Raw genomic sequence first — 20239 nt, 5'->3', positions numbered from 1 at the left:
ATTGATTTGTTACCGCATGAATGAGCATTCTAAAAATACGGCGGGCATCTTTTCCAAAATGCTAGGGCAGGCATCAGCATTCGCTGAACTTGGACACTCAGTCAGAGCGATTTATATGAGCCTGAACAGAATAGTATTATCCGAGGTTTCAGCACAAGCCAACCTTAATCCCATTGAGTCTTTTGGGCCTGTTGAAAAACAGGGAGAGTCTGAGGCATTTTGGAGACTGGCACAGAAGCTGGCCTCAGTAAAACTGTGGAGCCCGCAATTATTGTTTTGTCGCTATGATTTCATGTTTGAAGGCGATGCATTTTTGAACTTTCTGGGAGCGCAAAGACACCGGGTTACGCTATCAGTAGTTGAATTCCCCACCTTTCCCTATGAAAAAGAGATCCGCGATCTCCGGTTGAGAGCCATTGATCAAAGCCATGCGAAACAGATTGGTAAATATACAGATTACGTGTGCTCATGGAATCCGGCTGAAGAAATATATAATGTGCCCAATATCCGTTTTGACAACAAGATAAGGATCGTTGATAAAAATATCAGCCAAAGCAAGGCCCCTCTGATTGCTGAAGACGGTGTTATTCGTATGTTATCTGTTGCCAATATCATGTTTTGGCATGGTTTTGACAGATTACTCAAGGGGATCGCTAATTACATTCAGAAATCGCGAGCGGTGCCCATTGAGCTGACAATTGTTGGGGCTGGAGAAGGCTTGGTTGAACTACAGACCTTAACGCAAGCGTTGGGGTTGCAGAATATAGTCAGCTTCGAGGGCTTCAAACCTGAAAGTGACTTAAAGCCCTACTTTGATGCGGCAAGCGTTTGCATTGGTAGCCTCGGCCTGCACCGTATCGGAATATCGGAGAACAGTACGTTAAAGATCCGTAATTACATAGCAAACGGTCTTCCGGTCGTTATGTCCAGCAAAGACCGCGATTTATCGGAGTTTGACTGGATACACTTTGAAGGGCCAGATGACACAGATATCGACGTAGCTGCTGTGGTTGAGTTTGTTCAGCAAGCGAACCAGCACCCTCATATCAGGAGAGATATAAGGCGTTTTGCTCGCCAGCACCTGACCTGGATAAACTTTGCTAGAGCAATTTGTCAGTTAAGTACTCCCGCCAAATTGAGCGACCAGTAATGAAGATCAACAATGAAATGGTACTGGGCGTTATTGCTGAGCTGGAGCAAAGATTGCCTGTTGATCAGTATGAATTATTTGGCATAAAGGTTTGGCCCTATATTCGAACTTCGCTGAAGTTCAAGTTTGATTCGTATGCGGCTGTGGCGGCAAAGAGTCAGCGCCCCGATTTTTCAAAGCCGGCCCGATATTCCCGCGTGCAGTTGTTAAAAACGCTGTTTCAATGTGCGACCAGGTTTCCGCTATTGTCGTTACTCAGGAGTCGCAAAACAGACGTTGTCTTTTTGTCTCCGACATACTTCAATCTTGAACTGGAGGGAGAATATGTCGATAGGATTACTGTCGGGATAGAAAAGCGGTTGCAAGAGGAAGGGGTGAAGTGTGCTTACCTTAAGTATGAAGTCTTCTCTGCAAAGCAATCTCCTTTTGGCAGCGATATCACTTCGTTAACGTATGGATTGAACGAATTGTGCCGTTACTTTATCTCGCGTCAGCGGGACAAGGTGCCCTCCATTGCCTTTGTTGACGATATCAATGATCAATTACGTGCGATGGGATCACCTGTGATACTGGAACACCACAAGGTGTTTTTTGAGTTTAAGCGGCTTATCTGGCTGGCAAGGAGCTTCAGTACGATTTTGTTTTTTTTCCATGCTAAACGGGTGATCATTCCTGTGTATTATAACTATGTTGGGTTAGCAATGTGCCTTGCATGTAAATGGCGAGGCACTGAATCTATTGAATATCAGCATGGCGCACAGAGTCGATTTCACGTTACCTACAATGACTGGAACACGATTCCCTCCAATGGGTATGAGTTGCTTCCTGATACTTTCTGGGTCTGGGGTGAGACAAACCGGCAACGGATTGAGCGCTGGGCCAAAAGGCAAGGAGCGGACGTGTTTGTGACGGGAAATGCCTGGCTGGATTACCAGCAAAAAATGTTGAACCTTCCATCCCAACCACCCCCGTTGAAGGCCGCAAAGCAGCAAGGAAAACGTGTCGCGGTGCTCTGTTTGCAAAGATTTCCTGAGCACTACAAGTCCTTTGTTTCTGATGCAATTTTTGCCAGCGATGGATGGTTATGGGTAGTAAAAGAGCATCCCGCCTATCCCCTGGACAAAGATTCAACAGAGCGTTTTTTTGGTCAGGGAATACAGCAGGATAAGGTGATCATTGAGCGCAGTGTTGATACTTACACGTTGCTCCGTTATGCGAATGTCTGTGTGACAGCTTTCTCAAGTGTCGCATTTGAAAGTGAGTACTATGGTGTTCCATCGATCTTGTTTCATCGCGATGGCTATGAAGGGCACTCTGACTATATTGACCGGGAAGCTGGTATTCGTAGAGCGACCAATGTTGACGAGTTGCTCGATAACCTGCATAAGCTGGATGGTTACAAGCCGGGTAAGAATACTTACATTCGCGGATTTTTTGCGTTGCCACAGTAAACTTATGGTGTTTATCGACGCATAAAGCTGGGTGAATTGCTGCCGATAACCTTACCAAACAGACAAAATTGTTAACTATGAATAGCATCCCTGAGTACTCTCAACACTGCCCTGGCCCGGAACGCATTGCTGAACTGGTAAAACAGCACGGTATCTGTGTCATGCATTCTCATTGCCGTAATGTGGCGACGATGCACGCTGAAGCAAGGGAGCTCCTTGATGACTTCAAAAAATCATCATGGCTGAGAGACTATGCGTTTGGTGAGCTTGCGTCTGTGATTATGGAGGATGAGTCTGTCCGAGAGGCCTATCACAAGCGTTATCCTGCGCTCTGGGACTACTTTTCACAACCTGACTTTAGAAGGATTTTCAGCTTTTTTGGCTTGCCGTCCGAGCGATTCTTTAAACATTTATACATCAGCCACGACTTTGAAAGCCAAAAAGGCATGGCCAGAAACGGCTACCTTCATTTCGATCGAAACTGGACGCTGAAGTTTATGCTTTATCTGTCTGATGTTGAGGAAGGAGCAGGGCCGTTCAACGTCGTTCCTGGCAGCCATAAGCTGGGTAAAAAGCTGAGAGAGCAGGGTTGGAAGTCTTTCCGAGGGTATCAGAACATACCTAATCGAATCGGAACAGATATTGACATGCGTGTTGATGATGCTGTTCCAATCCTCGGCAAAGCAGGCACATTAATTGTTTTTGATACCGATATTTTTCATTTTGGCGGGGTCGTTGAAGCGGGTAAATCCCGTCTGATTGCTCGCTCCCACAGCTTTATTCCGGTGGCTGACGTAGAGAGGCGCTGGGAAGAAATTCACGCCGCACCATAAGCTTTTTTTGTTCGGAGAGATGCAAATGACCCAGTCTGGTGAACCAAAGAACGCGCTGGTAAGAGGCAACGGCACGCAACTGAATTTGCAGAGAGTGCCTGATAGTCTTCACGCCGCCGCCAAGAAAGGGACTTATCAGCGCTCTGTTCCCTACCCGGAAGCGTCAATCATTGATGATTTTGCCGCTGAGCCGTTTATCGGCAGAGGCACCAGGATAGCAACGATCGGAAGTTGTTTTGCACAGGAGTTGTCTGGGTGGTTGACGCGCAATGACTACAATTGCTTACCAAACCACTGGGGGGTGGTTTACACGCCCAAAAGTATCGAGCAAATAATCAGATTGTCATTTGAAGATTGGCACCAAGAACTTGCCGAGCCATTCTGGGTGATGAACGGTCACTATTATTTTCCCTACATAAAGGCTGCTGACCACAGTGGGCCATTGCTGCTTGGCGATAGTGAAAACACCGCGACTGACCAATTAATACGTTATATCGACACCAGTCGCGACGCGTTGAGTCATGTCGATGTATTGGTGTTGACTCTGGGATTGACAGAGCTGTGGAGAAACAAGCAGGATTTATCCGCGTTTTTTGCGATTCCTTATCCTGACGTCTATCAGCCTGAACATCATGAATTTTACAGTATGACGTTTGATGACGTGATGTCATCGCTGCAATATTCTATTGAAACATTGCGCAAGGTGAACCCCGGCATCAATATTCTGCTTTCCGTGTCGCCTATTCCCTTAAGTGTCACATTCCGGGATAGGCTTGGTCCTTATGTCGCAACGCAGTTCTCAAAATCCCTTTTACACACAGCGGCCCTTACCACTGTGCACAAGTATAGCCATGTGCACTACATGCCAAGTTACGAAATTGTTCGCAACAAGCCCGTAGAGTATTACAGTGAGGACGGCCGACATGTAACAAAAGAGTGTGTGGGCCAGGTGATGGCAGCATTTAACAAACTTTACGTAGAACCTGATGGAGTGAAGTAGCTGGGGAAAGCTGTCTCAGCTTTCCCATTTTGTTATCGGCTCAACAGGAAATTCTGGTTTGGTTAACAGCATGACCATCGCAGATGGTTTGTCTTCAAACTCAGTTAGCGTCACAAGATCTACATTAAAGCCCGCGTGATAAGCTGCCGTGTAATATTCACACTTGCGATAAAAAACATCCGTCCTCTCACTGTTCTTTGTGGTATTGCCAATACCAAAATCTTTAATTTCTTCATTATATCGATGATAGAAATCGTTTGGTGTTGAGTCAGACATAAAAGGCTCTTGCGAGACCACATGTCCACCCGGCTTGAGGCTCTTGTAGATTTGCTGCAAAGTGAAGTACAGATTTGTGGCGTGATGCAAAGCGCCCATTGCAAACACAAAGTCATAGGCGCTGGCTACTCTGATATCGTTAAAACTACCCAGTATCAGCTTTATTTTTGTTAGGTCAGTTTCGGTGGCTTGCAGAGTTACCGGGATCAGCTTGGTGACCGCATGTTCGGTACATTCCATAACAGATAATGAAGAAATGTGAGGTGCATACGTATCCATTAAGTATGCAGAACACCACGCATCCCCCGCGCCCACTTCCAGAATATCTCCTTTGGGAGTGAGATTATTCTTATCCAGGATAGTGTTGATTGCATCAATACGGAATTTTCGTTGAGTGAATAACGTTTGCTTATCCACGACATGTTCTGCTCTGATCTCATGCAGACGTTCATGTAAGTCTTTTTCAAAAGGCTTCAATAAAGGATCTGTACCAGGCGACCAGTCTTCATAGGTCAGTAAGGTGTTCATAGTCCTTGCTCCATAATTAAATCGTAGAGTCGTGTTGCCGCTTCTTCGGGAGAGAGCAATACTGCGTTTCGCTCGACAAAGTCAACCGCAGCTTTTTGAGAAAATTGCATGGCATCAAAGTCATCAAAAGACGCAAAATAGTGCGGACAATGAGCCAATTGTTTTTTAAATTCTGTGTTGCATGAGATTGACCGTTCATCGAACACAAAAAACGATTCCGTGCTTTTGTCCAGGCTTTCGATCATGGAGGTGCTCGGATAGGTTGTGATGATCCGGTAATGGTTTTGGTACTGCCCTTCGGTCGTATTAATATCGCCAGATTCTAAAGGGACGTGACTGCCAAGTTCAGTGAGAATTCTCTGGAAGAAGTCAACATCGACTGATTTACATCGCAGCACAACAGAGCTACCCAGCTTATCCATATTGTCATGAATCGATTTGATAATATCTGACAAATAATCATCGCTAAAGGAGGAGTTTTCTCCGTAATACATGGCACAGGGCATTGTTCTGCTGCTGCGCTGGGGTAATACAATCAGTGTCGAGGCTACCTCCGGCTCAGCCGTTTTTACCTGTTTACGTTTCCTGTAGAAGCACCCAAAAACTGATAGTTTATCGACGGGAATGTTGGCGTTCTGTGGTGACCAGCTCAGATATTTGGTGCATATACTGGCCTCAAAGGCAACCTGATGAAAATAGCTGATAAAACTGTGCAGAAAGCCGGGCTGATTGATATAAAGTCGGGTTCCTTTATCTACGGCAGAAGCGACAAAGAGACTCATTAGGGTAGAGTGGTACAGACCGTGTGCGTTAGTTAAGAATATTTTTGGAAACCGTAACTGATCAATACATTTGTGCAGTTCAGCGTCAAACAGCGTGGCAGTGAATCGGTCACACTCATAGAGTGACGTGTCGATCTCGGGCGCTACCTGTCTGGAGAAAAAATCAAAATCTTCTGGCAACCAGTCTTTGAGATAGTTGGCCGGTTTTTGCAATTCTTCGACGTCGCTTGTGCGGCTGAACGCCGCTTTATAGTCCGGATGGCGATGAAAAAAGTGCAGTGAGACGACATCTTTGGTTGATGCGATTTTGGCAATCTCCTCGCTCACATCGGGCTCCTGACGAGGATATTTGATCAGCACATCCCGAATATGCCCGATGCCACGGGTTTGTCGATAGTGCTTGAACAACAGCTCGCTAAGCGGCATAAAAAAAACGTGAAAGTAATATTTGTCGGATTTTTTCCATCCCGCTTTTTTATTTAAGTACTGGCCGATTACAGATGACATGCTTTGGATCCTGGCATGGGTGTCACGCTGCCAGAGACTCCAGTCTGTCTGTGTGTGAAGTAGCCTCAATCCAATGTTCCCTTGAATGTCTTTAGCTTGGCAATATCTTCGGTATAAGCCCTCTTTATTGTGTAGCTGTCTGCTGCATAAGCGATAAACCTGAAACCGAGCGAAAGCAGGTTTTGGGCGTAGTCTATTGAGTTTGCGAAAGACCCGGGTGCTGCACTACCTTCATTGATCCAGGAAACGCATTGCCGTTGCATTTCCATCACGTCAGGGTGGTCTATCTGTCCGGCTAGACCTACGGATTGGGAAATGTCATATATACCGGTGTAAATCAGATCCAGTCCTTTTACCTTGGCGATGTCTTTCAAATTGGCAATGCCTTCATTACCCTCTACCAGCACGCCCACCAGCGTTTCCTGATTTTCGCGTTGAAGACTTGCCGAAAGTCCCTCATGAGTGAATTGATGATTACGAGTATAAGGCGATAATCCTCTGCTCCCCTCAGGCGCGTAACGGCAGGCGCTAACCACACGTTCAGCCTCGGCAACCGTCGAAACATGGGGAACCATAATCGCACGGCAGCCTGTCTCCAGCGCCCGTAATATATTTTGCGACTCACCATTTGATAGCCTCACGATTGCCTGCGTGCTGGTTACCTCGCACGCTCTCACCATGTGTTCAATCGTTTCGTACGACATCGCACCATGTTCCATATCCAAAATGATATAGTCGAGGGGGGTTGTACCCAGGGCTTCAACGAGCATGGCCGAGCCGGTCATTGACCAGGTGCCAAAAACCGTGTCCCCTTTTCTGAGTCTTCCCAATAAGTGATTTTGTCGATACATTGGTTGCCTGTTCTTTATCGTAATGATTGTCTTAAAACCCAAAGCGCTGGAAAATGTCGTCGTTTTCCATCAGCGTTTCGACCTGCTCTCTATCTGCATCTGTATCAACTGACTTACTGATAAAAGGACTTGGTACCATTCTGACCTTAAAGCCGTGTTGTATGGCGCGGAGCATTTCTATCGATTCCTGAAGTTCAAGAGGTGTGGCAGTAAGTTCGTGGTTAAATTTCTTCATGAAATGCCATCGAAACGGCATGATACAGACCTGCTTCCACCAATCTGTCCTCTGCTCCTCATGTGCAATAGAAGGGATTGGAGAACGAGACATGTATATCGCGTTCATCTGCAAATCACACACCACCTTAATCTCGCCGGGATCTTGCCATTCTTCCTCGGTCAGGGGAGCAATGAGGTTGGAGACAAATACATCCGGATGTTCAAGAAGTGGTTGTATCGCCATATCAATCATTTCCGGGTTCACCAACGGCTCGTCACCCTGCACCACAACGACAATATCGTTATCGTCAAGACCTAATTGTTCTGCTGCCACGGCGACCCGTAAACCCGGTCGGCTGATGTCGGGAGCAGTCATTACAACGTGTGCACCGATTGCCTCGGCATGCTCCTGAATTTCTGGATCACAGGCGGCAATAAATGTCTGATCAGCATACCTGCTCAGCGAACATCGCCGATAAACATGCTCTAACATGGTTTTGCCGTGTATATTACACAGCGGTTTGCCCGGGAAACGGGTAGAACCGAGGCGGGCAGGAATCCCAACTACTACTTTCAAGAGAATCTCCGATACACAGCTTCGACCCAGTCAGTCCTGAAATTGGCTGGGTTTTTTGATAGTTTTAATATGTCCCAAAGCTGGAAATGTTGTCTTATTTGTTCTTCTATTGCATAGAAAGAAGACCTTCTGCTGTAAAAATCAAACAAACCTATTTCGACAATGATGGTGTTGATATATGGCAGGTAATCTGAAAAGCCGCTGAGTACATCAACTTCGGCACCCTGAACGTCAACCTTTAGAATATCGATGTGGTTTATGTGTTGTTTTCGCGCCATGTCACTGCCGGTAAACACGTCTACGTCAATCGCGGTGTTTTCAGCATGTTTTGCATACCCGAGGCTATCAGATGAATCCCGGTTGATTTCAAGTAACGAGCTTAAATGTGATATTGATTGTACGTAAAACTTGGCTTTTCCTGTTGTTTTGCCTAATGCACATTTATGAAGATGAATGTTTGTCAGTGTTTCAAGATGTGCCCAGCTGTCCGGATTAGGCTCGAAACAATGGATATCACATGCAGGGAACAGTGATCGGAAAAATTCAACTGATTCACCTTTGTGTGCACCGACATCGAATATGACCGGCTTGTCACAGCTGACGAGGTTGTTAAAGTAGGCTTGTTGATTAAACGAAGATGCATATTCTGCGTTCCTTTGATCGGATTGGCCGCACTTCATGAAACTCTCCAAGCGTCAAATCTGTGAGCCAGAGCATTTTTTTGCTCCATACCCAATTGGTTCATGAAATATCTATCGCTTTCAAAGTATTCAAAGAAAAGGTCAGATTGGAAGTCCTGCTTGTAGCTATCCTCGATTTTTTCAACACGTGAAAACGTCGATTTCAGTAGATTTTCGATTTCTACATAGTAAGGCTGACAGACATTGTCTACTGGTTCTTGTACACTGCCTAGCCCTAATTTTGCCCTTAGCATATTGATATAGCTGTAATTCTCATAACGTTTGGTGTAATAGGCATCATCAATGGCGATGGTCGCCCGTGAAGCGCATATTTCAGTAAATTGTGATATTTCAAGCGTCAGATGCTCTAACGTATGCCACGAATCGAAGAACCCGAATACGGGAGTAATATTTAATTCTCTCATTACCGGCAGGCCAACATGAGGGTTTGTACTGTCAAACGCGACAAAGCGCCAAATTTTGTGAACATCTACGCCCAAGACCCGGCCGATTGCATCGGAAGCAACAGAGCGCAAGTACGCGCCTTTACTGGCGTTGGTGTCCCAAGAGTACATGGTGCCACCGTACAGCGCGCAATGCAGAAACAGAGCAAGTGAACTTGCACCAGAGCCAGTTTCGACAAGAGAACTGCCGGAGTCCCGATAGGGTTCCAGAGCTCGGAAGATCGCGACGCATTCAGAATCTGGAATGCCATTTGCCCACCTCGGCAACAACCTCTTGACGAATATCAGAAACTCCTCGGGCGAGCGTCGGATGTCTTCCTGGGACCCGAAATTAAAATCATACATGGTGGTTACTCCGAAGGTTGTCTGACAGCGAAGCATTAAGGATTGCAATGTTTTGCGATGCCTTGATGAATAATTCAAGAGAAATGCCGGGGACATTCTGTTTGCTTGCTAATACACGGTGTTCAGGAGTGACGTAGCCCCACTCGGCTAATAAAACCGCAAATCCAGTTTTCGCTGGCGGGATCAAATGGTTGATGTTGTCATCCAAGAAAAGGATATCGGATGGGTCGATCCCCGTATTTTTGTGAATCAACTCCAGACACGCGAGTTTGTCTTTCGCTGCATTTTTATCATAAATGTGTTCAGGTTGGATTGGGACACCAAGATAATTGAAGATATCTATGACAGATGCGCCGTCTTTGCCCGTGACCACGAATACATGACATTGCCTGTACACATTTTCGATGGCGCCTTTTATCCCTTCGTACATGGTGTTTAGTGACATCCAATAAGTGAAGTTCTGACGTTTCAGCCGCTCTCGCTGAGCAAAAAATATGTTACCAAATTTATGTTTATCCTGAACTGACAGAGAGCAGATAAGGGTGTCGTAGTCTCGTTGTGTTTTAACGAGACCCGCCTCTTTTCGCGAGAGACAAAAATATTCGTCCATACTCCGAACGTATTTTCTGACCGGTTTAAATATATGCTGAAAGGCTTCTGGAATACTCTCCAGGTTAGACACACACTTTTCCGGATTTCCGGAATAGATTTGCAAGGCGTTAAAGCAGACCAACATGCATTCATCAGTGCTGTCTACAATGACACCATCGACATCAAATACAAACACGCGGCGGGTCATTTAAATACCGTCTCCAAGCTTCCTAAATGCTCTATTTCGCATCGATATATATCCCCAGGTTGAATAAATAGCCTGTCTCTTACGCGAGGAGGGGCCCCCGTAAGTACAATGTCTCCAGCTTCCAGCGTCATCCACTGACTTAATTCAGAAACGATCTTGGCTGGATTCCAAATCATATCGCTGAGCACTGCAGAGCGCAGTAATTCGCCATTGTGGAAAGCCGTGATTTTCTGTTCATCGGGCTGGAAACAGTCGTCGTAGAAGGGAAGAATTGGACAAAAACCATCCGCAGACTTGCTTCTTGCAAGGTGATGGTCGCGACCATCAGGGTCGTCACAGGTTACATCATTGGCCAGGGTATAGCCGGCGATGTATTGTGACGCCGCGTCCTGAGCAACACGATAAACAGGTTTGCCTATTACAATGGCCAGTTCTGGTTCTCCCCATGTCCGTAACCCAATATCGATCTTGACCTCATGATTGCTAGGATTGAACGCGTTGTTCGCTTTAATAAACACTAACGGAGACATGCCAGAGCTCTGCCCATCGCGAGAGTAGTTTTCTGCAACACAGACTATCTTATTAGGTGAGCGTAGTGCCAAAGTCGCCAAATTGATTTTTCCGCTTAAAGGGCTTCCTGTACATCATATTCGCTTTGGGGAACTGGGTGTTTAAGCGCTTTACCCTCTACGAACCTTACAGCCTCTTCCGTCGCTTCTTGTTCCATCCTCGTGCGACAGTCCACAGACATGGACCCCATATGTGCAGTTAAAAGGCAATTTGGTAGATCTGCGAGGGGGCCTACGTAAGGCTCTTTTTCGAAAACGTCAATCGCTGCGCCACTGAGATGTCCTGATTTCATCACGTCGAACAGATCCTGCTCATTGATTATGCCCCCCCTTGATGCATTAATGATTGACGCATCCTCTTTCATATACATCAGATCGCGTTTGGTAATCATGTTGTGGGTCAACGGCGTGAGTGGGACATGCAATGTGATCAGGTCGGATTCTTTATACAACGTCTCCTTCGCTACCCATTCGATTTTATGAAGCCGCGTCAATTCGGGATCCGGCTTGATATCATTAACTAAAATACGCGGTGTTCCAAAGCACTTAAGTCGTCTTAATACTCTGGTCCCTATCCGCCCAAGACCTATAATTCCAATCGTAGAATCGGCTATCCGTTTACCAAAATGTCTTGTCCATTCGCCACTATGAATCTGGTGATTAGATAAGGGCACATGCCTTAGAAGCGAGATTAACAAACCGATGGTAAGCTCTGCCACCGCTGGCGCAGGTGCATCTGGCGTATAAGCAACTTTAATCCTTCTTCTTCTGGCCTCGTGTAAATCCACATTATCCAGCCCGATTCCAACACGTGAGATAAGTTTGAGGTTTTTTGCATTATCCATCACATTGGCGGTGATAGGCTCCGTACCCGCGATCAAAATGTCAAAGTCGGAGATCATGTCAGCAAGCTCTTGTTCGGTAATTTTTCTGCCTAGCGGATTTATCTGGTAAGCAATACCGGCGCCTTTTAACAGCTCCAGAGGAAAACCGTCCTTTTCTGCAAACGGGATCGTCGTAATTAATGCTTTCATGTCCTGACACTCACTTAAAAAAACAGTGCGACTCCTTTTTATCGACCTTGCCTTAATTAACTTTAAATTTACTGGACCTTGTCGGCCAGTGCATCGGTGAGCAATGCGCAGAGATTTGTACCATCAAACAGAATGCCATGCATACCCGCACGTGTTGCCGCATCAATGTCGGTTTGTTTGTCTCCAACCATCAACACTCTCGCTGGTTGCAGTTCCCACTTGATACACAATTGGGATAGCAATCCCGGGTTCGGCTTGCGGCAACCACATGCAAGGGGGTCGTGTGGAGGATAAGGAAAGTGAGGGCAATAGGCAATATCGTCAATCCATGCATTGTGCTCACTGAGACGCTTCTTGAGTAACCAGTGAAAGTCATGCATGTCTTTTGTGGTATACAGCTGCTTGCCGATGCCTCCCTGATTGGTCGCGATAAAGACCAACATACCTAGCGCATTACACATCGCCACAGCTTCGGCAGCACCAGGCATAAAAGCGAAATCAGAATGTTTATATGTCCAATTAACGTCTACGGTAAGTGTGTCATCCCTATCGAAAACTACCGCATCAAACTGACGGTTACGCATCAGGTTTCCGCAATAGCTTTAACATTGCACCTGCTAATACAAAGTCTTCCTCGCCATCAATATCAACGGAGTATTGACTTGGCATCAAGTATGCGACACAACCGTAATATATTGATGGCCTGTTCTCTCTTAATAGTGAAACAGGAAGAACGTTTATACTGCCGTTAGTATGGTAGTAGGTTATTTGATCCTGACTTTGTGTATTGCCTGTTAGCATGGGAGAGTTGTCAAATAGTGGTTGCCACTCCCCATTCTGTTGATGCTGAAAAGCGAATGACACATGGAAGTCATACTCGCACGCTGCAAAGACGCCCTTTCCCGTTTCTGACATCAGTGAAATGGCGTCATCAATATGGTGTGGCTGCCGCAAAGGACAGGTAGGCAACAGCTGCACTACAATATCATCGCTTTCAAGTGCAAACTTTTCCAGTAAGTCGTTTTTCAGGTAGTCAAAAATTTTGCTTTTGGCACTGGCGTCCCGTTGTGAGCGTATATCAATAATGAGCGGCTTTGACGATGTCTCACAAATGCGCTTGGCAATCTCAGCATATTCTTGCGAATCGGTGCTGAATATTATTTTGTCTATGCCGTCACTTTGCATTGCCGCTTCTAACGTCCATGCAATTAATGGTTTTCCTTCAAGATTCTTTATGTTTTTGTCTTTCAGGCGAGTGGAGCCACTTCTCGCTGGGATAAATGCATAGATCACTTATATGCCTTCCAATCACGATTAAACTTTTCTATCCAGGCTGTGACATCGGTATATTGCTCGTCATTGAGCGCCTTTAGGGGAAGCCTCTCGCTGCGACTCATGAAGCCCGCCGCCTCCAAAGCCGCCTTGTTTACTCTGTGCCAACCGTATTTTTTTACGACCTCTTCCCAGAACGGATCGTCCAGGGTCGCCGTAAAGTGTTCTAGCGCGGCGGCATCACCGCCAGTAAAGAGATCCCAGTACGTAAAACCATAAGCTGGGTCAAGCATAGAAATGCTATTCAGATAAGCTTTAAGACCGTGTTCCTTCAACGCGTTGAAATAACGTTTTCGACCAGCGAATATAAATCGAAATCTGGGTTCAAGTTGGAGGGCTTCGATAGCATAGTCGATATCCTTGGTGTCCTCTTTGATAGCAATGATATCTTCGATTTCAGCCAGGTCGTGCAGCAGAGAAATTGGCCAAGTCATATTACTGGAGTTGTAGCCAGACAAAAACGGCATTTCGTGGATAAGCAATGGCATATTGAGCTGATCTGACAGGTAGGCATAATGGTCAACAATCTGCTCATTGCTGAAGTACTTTTCACGCACAATGGATGCAAAGATATCTGCACCAGCTTGCTTGGCTGCCAACCCCATTTCGGCAGACAGGGTGGTGGGGCCGTGAATACAATCCGAAACAATTGCAATAGCGTCGGGATGCTTTTTTATACTCCGGATCGCAGCTTCATTCAGTTCAAATATTTCTCGTTCACGCAGTTGCGAGTATCTAGAATTGTACGGCATAACATAAAAAACTTTAGCGCCGCGCGCTGCCATGAAATCAATGTGTTTTTCGATTGACTGGAAATCCAGTCTGAGTTCATCGTCGAAGCCTGTGAATACGGTAAATATTGGCCCAGTCAGCTGGCTTTTTAATTGTTCATACTTCATATCATTTCCACATATGACTTGCGTTTTTCTGTTTTGTTGATTTTTTCATCTGTGTAATAAGAGTCATCCGATGTACTCTGCGTTGAGATCTCTTCGATGACCGCCCCGGTTGTTGATGAGAAAGCGTGGCGCTGCCCCGGGTTAATTTGCACGACATCTCCCACATTAAGAAGTGTTTCAGTATCGTCCAGGATTAAACAAACCTGTCCTGACAGCACAATAAAGGTTTCGTGCTTGATTTTGTGGAACTGCTCTGGATGCGATTGCCCGGGAAATAAGAACAAAAGTTTTTTGCAATAGTTGGCGTTGTTGAGGATCGTCACCATGCATAACCCAGTGCAATCGAATTCATCGAGCCCGTAATGGTGAGATATTTCCAGTCGTGCCTTTTGAGGGATAATCAAACTGTTTTCGCTCACCAATTGCCTGATCTTATTCCGAATATTCAATACTTTCTGACGCTCATCATGGATTTTCATTCGGGCATAGGGAAGGGCTTCGTCTTGGGCAATCGGCTCAATCAATTCGATTTGCTTGAATTTTGATATATCGTTAGCAACCAGAGCGTCTTCTTGTGCTGGAATGGCAAAATAGAACTCGTCTTCGCCGATAACCGTGCCGCTCGGTGCGTCATTTTTCAAAAAGACGCCACGCTTTAAGGGACGCAGCGATTTATTCTCTTCGTCAAGATTTAATCTTCGTCCCTCAACAGTGCCGTAGACTGTCAGTGCTTTTGTAAGGCTTTCGAGCCATGCTTCTGTTTGTTTCAGGTCCGTAGAGTAGAGATTTTGTTCATAATTTTCAGTTGGAAGTGCAACATGCTTTTCGAAAATCCTGGCGCCGGCACCTACAGCTACAGCCACCGCTGCGGTCTCGCTGGGATCTTCATGTGTGCTGAAGCCAATCGTTAAATGCGGATATCGGCGCTTGAGCTCTTGAATCATTGCGACATTTAGGTTATCTGCCGACGTTGGATACATTCCTACACAATAAAGAAGTGCAGCTTCGATATCCCGATGTGCAAAAAACGCCGCGACATTTGAAATATCATCATCAGAACAGCCTGCAACGGAGGCGATGACGGGCTTGTTGGCTTTCGATACCTCTTCCAATAGCGGCCAGTCAGTAAACGAACAACTGGCAATTTTTATTACATCAAATTCATCTCGAACCACCTTCTTGACCGACTTTTCATCAAAAGGCGTACAAATCCTGATGAAACCGTATTCGTCGAGCTCACTGTTTAACGCGCGCCATTCTGTGTCAGTTAATCGTGTCTGTTCAAATCGTTTGATGTATTTCAGCGAGCTACCCTTATGTGCTCGGTGAATAAAGGTATCGAGGTCGCGGTACTGGAACTTAAAAGCAAAATCGAGTTGTGTTTCGTAATTTCGTTTGAGCGCACCATAGGCTTTTATTATATTGAGGCCGTGCTCAAAATCGCCCATATGGTTGTTAGCCATCTCGAAAATGACTAGGGGTTTTATAAGGTGCGAGAGATTCAGGTTAGTCATGCTTTTCACGTCTTCGTTAACATAGTAATAGTTGGGTAGGTATCAAAGGCCGTTAAACTTGAAGGCATATTCTACGGTGCCCAAGTCATGTTTAATAGTCTTTGGTACTGGTTATTGACAGCCACGATGCAATCTCTGTTAACGATACCAATCTCTGTTAACGATACAATAATCTCGTGTAGTCGGTTTCTTAGTGAAAGCAATGTTTGGACCTATATGTTTCTTAGTAGATTATATTGTTATCGACAAATATTTGTTGACTCTTAAGTCCTATTGCAAAGTATTATTCACACCCTTGTCCTTAAATAAGATAACACTGTTATATTATTTCTCATGACCGTATAGGATTTTATTACATGGACAACCAACTCTCCGATTACTTTTTGAACAGGTTTGCGTTATACTTGTTGCCTGGTGATAGGAGGCTCACATGATTAATTTCAACACAGATAACAATTCGTTGCTGTTGCAACAGATTCAACAAAAGCGTGATTCGCTGTTTGAGCGCCTTGCGTCCGCTCGCAAGGTAAATAGTGCATCAGACGATGCTGCTGGTTTACAGATAATTAATCGCCTTACTTCCCAAGTCGAAGGTAATCGTCAGGCGATATCCAATGCCTACGATGGTATTTCTCTGGCCCAGACGGCCGAAGGCGGCCTCTCGGGTATCAATAGCGATGTAAATAGAATTCGTGAACTGTCTGTGCAAGCCGGTAACGGTTTGCTAAACGATGCAGACCGTCGCGCTATTCAAGCTGAAATTTCTCAGCTGCAGGAAAATATCTCCCAAACCGTTGAACAGACCACCTTCGCAGGTCGCCCGCTACTCAATGGCGAGGGCAGTATTGATTTTCAGGTAGGTGCTAACGCAGGCCAACAAATCAGTGTGAACACGCAGGATATTGCTGCAGGCCTTAGCGATATTTTAAGCGTAGATGTTAGCACGGCCCAGGGTGCCCAAGACGCGCTGTCTGTTGCTGATGATGCGCAGGCTTTCGTGAGCTCGGCTCGCTCCGAGCTCGGCGCGACACAGAATCAATTTGAAAGCGCCGCACGTAATCTGGCGCAGACCGACGTGAATACCGCGGCGGCACGTAGTCGTATTCAGGATACAGACTACGCACAGGCAGCCTCTGATAGCGCAGCCGCATCAGTGCAAAGTCAGGCATCCATTGCGGTGCAGGCCCAGGCCAACCAACAGCAAGGACAGGTGCTGTCATTACTCGGCTAATATTTTTGTCTCCAATAATACGGCCTTGAGCCTGATGCCGTTCACTTAAGGTGAGCGGCATTTTTCGTTCTGGCAACCGGGTATCGATTTTTAGATACTTTCAATACCCTGGGATAACTTCGTTCTCGCTTCCCTTCCAACTTAAACTGACTCGCATTTCTTTCGATATCCAACACCAGTTTAGGGACGTTTCCCGGGGCATAAATCGGCATCTGAGTCAGTTTGTAGATAATGTGAGATGACGCATCTCTGAAGCTTAATTGATTGGGGAATACGCCCTTCAATGACTTGGCCATCAACACCATTTTGTAGCGGATAAGGTTGTAGGCAAGCAGTAAACCCCATAGCTCTTGATTAATCAGCTCAGGCAGATTACTGCGCAGTGTGAATCGACTCTCAAGCAGATGCTGTTTCATCTCCCTGTACCCCATTTCAATCTCCCAACGGTGGGCATACAAGTCCACAATCTCAGCCCCCGGATAAGCAAGAGGGTCAACCATGGAGGTCAGGATGTGCACCTCTTTGCCTTTCACTCGACGCGTGACCAGCCTGGCTTCTAGTGCCTGTGGTAAGTCCGGACGTTTCTTCCTGGACTGAGGAGATGTGCTAAGACTCACCAGTTTGTCTTGCTTTCCCAGACTCCTGACAACCTCATATTGAGCCCCTTTTCTCAACGGTAATAGCCAGTGCGTATTCACGCCTTGTTTCTGCCAGTCATGTAGCAGCCCAAGAGAGTAAAATCCTTTATCAAACAATGTCAGACTGTTATCGGGGATCCGTGGCACAAGCTGATTAGCCAGATTCATCTCATTGACCTCAACACTGTCGATAAGTAAATGACTACTCAACTCCATCAGACATACCATGCGTACCTGAGGGTAGCCGGACTCACCGGCCTTGTTTGCTGTGCGCGCGAATGATGCACTGTTCTCTTTGCTGTCAGGTGTACGCCAGACAACACCATCAACACCGTAGAGATTTAACCCCCACCAATGGGGATGCTCTGCACGTTCGTGCCAGGTCTTAGCGGTACGATAGAAGACGTCTTTCACTACGTCACTACCTAGCTTTTTCCGAGCCTGAGTGAAGGCACTGCGGGCGACATAATCAACCTCTTGAGGTAAGACGATATCCAGTTTGTTAATCAACTGGCGGACTGATTCGGTCCGGAAAAGCGCCATTCCAATCACTGCCCATATCATGGCGTCCATCGGCAGTTTGCGCTTGCGTAGTGTTGCTACGCCATTGGCGTCCAAACAGGATTGAATGATATCCGGCTCTAACACATCTGCCAGGCTATGAAATTCAGTAAGACGTGAAATTGATGTGCGTGCTAGCGCTTCTGACAGTTCCATTAAAAAATCCGATACCAGTTACCTGATATCGGATTTTGATCTGTTGAAATGATCGGCCAACCGATCGCTAAATTATTTCTTAACTGATCGGCATTAGGCCTTGAGCCGCCTTTTTCATGCTTCGCCGTGGCAAAATTAGGGGGCTCGATACGAATATTGTCGAATCAGTTATTGCCAAGTCCCCATTAGCCATTACAATCAACTACATAAGGTTGTCATTCTGTTCACAGAATGGCGATTTTAACGCGCAAAATGCTACAACAATAATGACATATAATGCGGGGAATTAATGAACCATATTCTGATTATCAGCGACAACGAGACGCGTAAGCAGAATCTACAGACGGTCATTCAGTTTCTCGGCGAGCAATGCCTGAGTTTGCCTTTTTCGTCTGCGTTAGAGCAGCTCAAACGGACGCAGCCCAATGCCAGTGTCCTCATTGACGGTGAAAACCCAGAGCTTGCAAAAGATGTAAGCGCGCGCTTCCCGTCATTGCCATTTGTGCTCATCGGTACATTATCAGCGCTCAGTGAAAAACCTGCCAATATTGTCAGCAACGTGCTAGAGCCTGTGACTTATACCGACCTCACTCAATCACTGCACCGTTGTCAGGAATATTCTAAACGGCAGCCTATGCGCGCCAGCAATGCGCAAAACAAGACCAGACTGTTTCGCAGTCTGGTCGGAAAGAGCGACCAGATTCAGGCGGTCAGGCAGCTGATTGAGCAGGTTGCGCCGACGGATGCGAACGTGTTGGTATTGGGCGAGTCTGGCACCGGTAAGGAAGTCGTGGCGCGCAATGTGCATTATCTTTCTGAGCGTCGTGATGGTCCGTTTATTCCGGTTAATTGCGGCGCAATACCCGGCGAACTATTAGAAAGCGAGCTGTTTGGCCATGAAAAAGGGTCATTTACCGGAGCAGTCAACAGTCGCAAAGGACGTTTTGAACTTGCCGAAGGCGGCACGCTATTTCTGGATGAGATTGGCGATATGCCATTACAAATGCAGGTCAAACTGCTGCGCGTACTGCAGGAGAGAACATACGAGCGGGTCGGTGGTAATAAGGCAATACAGTGTAATGTCAGAGTGATCGCTGCCACACACCGTAACCTTGAGGATATGATCAGCGATGGTGGCTTTCGTGAAGACCTCTATTATCGCCTGAATGTCTTCCCAATAGATTCACCTGCCTTGCGTGAACGCAAAGAAGATATCCCACTGCTCCTGCAAGAACTGGTGACTCGTATTGAAGGCGAGCACGAGCGCAGTGTCAGATTTACTGACGATGCGATCGCATCATTGATGGAACACCCGTGGCCTGGCAATGTGCGTGAATTATCTAATTTGGTTGAGCGCCTGACGATCCTGTTTCCGGGGCAAATCGTCGATGTTCAGGACCTTCCAGAGAAATACCGGCACCTTGATTTTCAGCCTTACGAGCCTGATTACCCAGAGGAGCTGCTTGAACGTGAAGCACTCAATGCGTTGTTTGCTGGCAGTGATGACGACGATGAGCAGAGCGAGTCGGATGCGCCTGCAGCAATGACATCGTTACCACCAGAGGGCGTTAACCTCAAAGAGTACTTATCAGACCTGGAAATCAACATGATCACTCAGGCGTTAGAGCAGCAGGATTGGGTTGTGGCCCGTGCTGCTGACGTGCTTGGTATGCGCAGGACAACGCTGGTTGAAAAGATGCGCAAATACAACCTTTCTCGCGATTAACGTTTCTCAAAACCTCTGAAAATGCCGGTTTTTTGACGTTAACCACCATCATGAAAACCTATAACGCATTGAAATAAAATAAGTTTTATTTTGGCACGTCATATGCTTTGTCTCATGTGA

At 46.3% G+C, this 20239-nt stretch carries 20 protein-coding genes; 6 read left to right on the top strand and 14 right to left on the bottom strand.

Annotated elements, in window-relative coordinates; all coding sequences use genetic code 11:
• Positions 1-16: 16 nt before the first annotated feature.
• The 4 genes from G441_RS19230 (at position 17) to G441_RS19225 (ending at position 4434) form a co-directional block, all read left to right on the top strand.
• A complete protein-coding gene (locus G441_RS19230; protein ID WP_026375621.1) occupies positions 17-1150 on the top strand; it encodes a glycosyltransferase in 1134 nt (377 codons plus the stop codon).
• Positions 1150-2601, top strand: a complete 1452-nt coding sequence (locus tag G441_RS0106620) for a hypothetical protein (protein WP_026375620.1) — start codon at positions 1150-1152, stop codon at positions 2599-2601. The genes G441_RS19230 and G441_RS0106620 overlap by 1 nt, the downstream gene beginning before the upstream one ends.
• Before the next feature lie 77 nt (positions 2602-2678).
• A complete protein-coding gene (locus tag G441_RS0106615) occupies positions 2679-3434 on the top strand; it encodes a phytanoyl-CoA dioxygenase family protein (RefSeq protein ID WP_026375619.1) in 756 nt (251 codons plus the stop codon).
• Positions 3435-3459: 25 nt separating this feature from the next.
• The gene (locus G441_RS19225; RefSeq protein WP_169726054.1) at positions 3460-4434 is read left to right on the top strand and encodes a GSCFA domain-containing protein; all 975 of its coding nucleotides are present in this window, start codon (positions 3460-3462) and stop codon (positions 4432-4434) included.
• A 15-nt stretch (positions 4435-4449) separates the two neighbouring features.
• On the opposite strand, the gene G441_RS0106605 is transcribed toward G441_RS19225, so the two are convergent.
• The 13 genes from G441_RS0106605 to G441_RS0106545 form a co-directional block, all read right to left on the bottom strand.
• Positions 4450-5238 (bottom strand): class I SAM-dependent methyltransferase, encoded by a 789-nt coding sequence (locus G441_RS0106605; RefSeq protein WP_026375617.1) that lies wholly within the window; start codon positions 5236-5238, stop codon positions 4450-4452.
• Positions 5235-6527 (bottom strand): hypothetical protein, encoded by a 1293-nt coding sequence (locus tag G441_RS0106600; RefSeq protein ID WP_026375616.1) that lies wholly within the window; start codon positions 6525-6527, stop codon positions 5235-5237. The genes G441_RS0106605 and G441_RS0106600 overlap by 4 nt, the downstream gene beginning before the upstream one ends.
• 65 nt (positions 6528-6592) lie before the next feature.
• The gene (locus G441_RS18105) at positions 6593-7378 is read right to left on the bottom strand and encodes an HpcH/HpaI aldolase family protein (protein ID WP_051275390.1); all 786 of its coding nucleotides are present in this window, start codon (positions 7376-7378) and stop codon (positions 6593-6595) included.
• Between the two features lie 31 nt (positions 7379-7409).
• A complete protein-coding gene (locus G441_RS0106590; RefSeq protein ID WP_026375615.1) occupies positions 7410-8171 on the bottom strand; it encodes a 3-deoxy-manno-octulosonate cytidylyltransferase in 762 nt (253 codons plus the stop codon).
• Positions 8168-8851, bottom strand: coding sequence for an FkbM family methyltransferase (locus G441_RS0106585; RefSeq protein ID WP_034474640.1), 684 nt, complete (start codon positions 8849-8851; stop codon positions 8168-8170). The genes G441_RS0106590 and G441_RS0106585 overlap by 4 nt, the downstream gene beginning before the upstream one ends.
• On the bottom strand, positions 8848-9660 hold the full coding sequence (locus G441_RS0106580; RefSeq protein WP_026375613.1) for a hypothetical protein: 813 nt from the start codon (positions 9658-9660) through the stop codon (positions 8848-8850). The genes G441_RS0106585 and G441_RS0106580 overlap by 4 nt, the downstream gene beginning before the upstream one ends.
• Positions 9653-10459 carry an HAD family hydrolase gene (locus G441_RS0106575; RefSeq protein WP_026375612.1) on the bottom strand — a complete coding sequence of 269 codons (807 nt, stop codon included), beginning with the start codon at positions 10457-10459 and terminating at the stop codon, positions 9653-9655. Before G441_RS0106575 ends, G441_RS0106580 begins: the two co-directional genes overlap by 8 nt.
• Positions 10456-11061 (bottom strand): fumarylacetoacetate hydrolase family protein, encoded by a 606-nt coding sequence (locus G441_RS18100; RefSeq protein WP_338028391.1) that lies wholly within the window; start codon positions 11059-11061, stop codon positions 10456-10458. Before G441_RS18100 ends, G441_RS0106575 begins: the two co-directional genes overlap by 4 nt.
• A gap of 23 nt (positions 11062-11084) precedes the next feature.
• Positions 11085-12062: a phosphoglycerate dehydrogenase gene (locus G441_RS0106565; protein ID WP_026375611.1), complete on the bottom strand. Its 978-nt coding sequence runs from the start codon at positions 12060-12062 to the stop codon at positions 11085-11087.
• Between the two features lie 68 nt (positions 12063-12130).
• Positions 12131-12646, bottom strand: a complete 516-nt coding sequence (locus G441_RS0106560) for a D-glycero-alpha-D-manno-heptose-1,7-bisphosphate 7-phosphatase (protein WP_026375610.1) — start codon at positions 12644-12646, stop codon at positions 12131-12133.
• Positions 12639-13355, bottom strand: coding sequence for an acylneuraminate cytidylyltransferase family protein (locus tag G441_RS0106555; protein WP_026375609.1), 717 nt, complete (start codon positions 13353-13355; stop codon positions 12639-12641). Before G441_RS0106555 ends, G441_RS0106560 begins: the two co-directional genes overlap by 8 nt.
• Complete coding sequence (locus G441_RS0106550) at positions 13352-14293, bottom strand: dihydrodipicolinate synthase family protein (protein WP_026375608.1); 942 nt, start codon at positions 14291-14293, stop codon at positions 13352-13354. The genes G441_RS0106555 and G441_RS0106550 overlap by 4 nt, the downstream gene beginning before the upstream one ends.
• Entirely contained in the window at positions 14290-15807 is a 1518-nt protein-coding gene (locus tag G441_RS0106545) for an N-acetylneuraminate synthase family protein (protein ID WP_026375607.1), read from the bottom strand. The genes G441_RS0106550 and G441_RS0106545 overlap by 4 nt, the downstream gene beginning before the upstream one ends.
• Before the next feature lie 430 nt (positions 15808-16237).
• On the opposite strand from G441_RS0106545, the gene G441_RS0106540 reads away from it, so the two are divergent.
• The gene (locus G441_RS0106540) at positions 16238-17038 is read left to right on the top strand and encodes a flagellin N-terminal helical domain-containing protein (protein WP_026375606.1); all 801 of its coding nucleotides are present in this window, start codon (positions 16238-16240) and stop codon (positions 17036-17038) included.
• Positions 17039-17079: 41 nt separating this feature from the next.
• Here G441_RS0106540 and G441_RS0106535 read toward each other — a convergent pair whose 3' ends face one another.
• On the bottom strand, positions 17080-18393 hold the full coding sequence (locus G441_RS0106535; protein WP_026375605.1) for an IS4 family transposase: 1314 nt from the start codon (positions 18391-18393) through the stop codon (positions 17080-17082).
• Between the two features lie 289 nt (positions 18394-18682).
• On the opposite strand from G441_RS0106535, the gene G441_RS0106530 reads away from it, so the two are divergent.
• Complete coding sequence (locus tag G441_RS0106530; protein ID WP_026375604.1) at positions 18683-20119, top strand: sigma-54 dependent transcriptional regulator; 1437 nt, start codon at positions 18683-18685, stop codon at positions 20117-20119.
• Positions 20120-20239: the final 120 nt, after the last annotated feature.

The sequence above is a fragment of the Aestuariibacter salexigens DSM 15300 genome, from assembly GCF_000429145.1.
In the GTDB taxonomy this organism is placed as follows: domain Bacteria; phylum Pseudomonadota; class Gammaproteobacteria; order Enterobacterales; family Alteromonadaceae; genus Aestuariibacter; species Aestuariibacter salexigens.
This window is presented reverse-complemented; position numbering and strand designations above follow the sequence as displayed.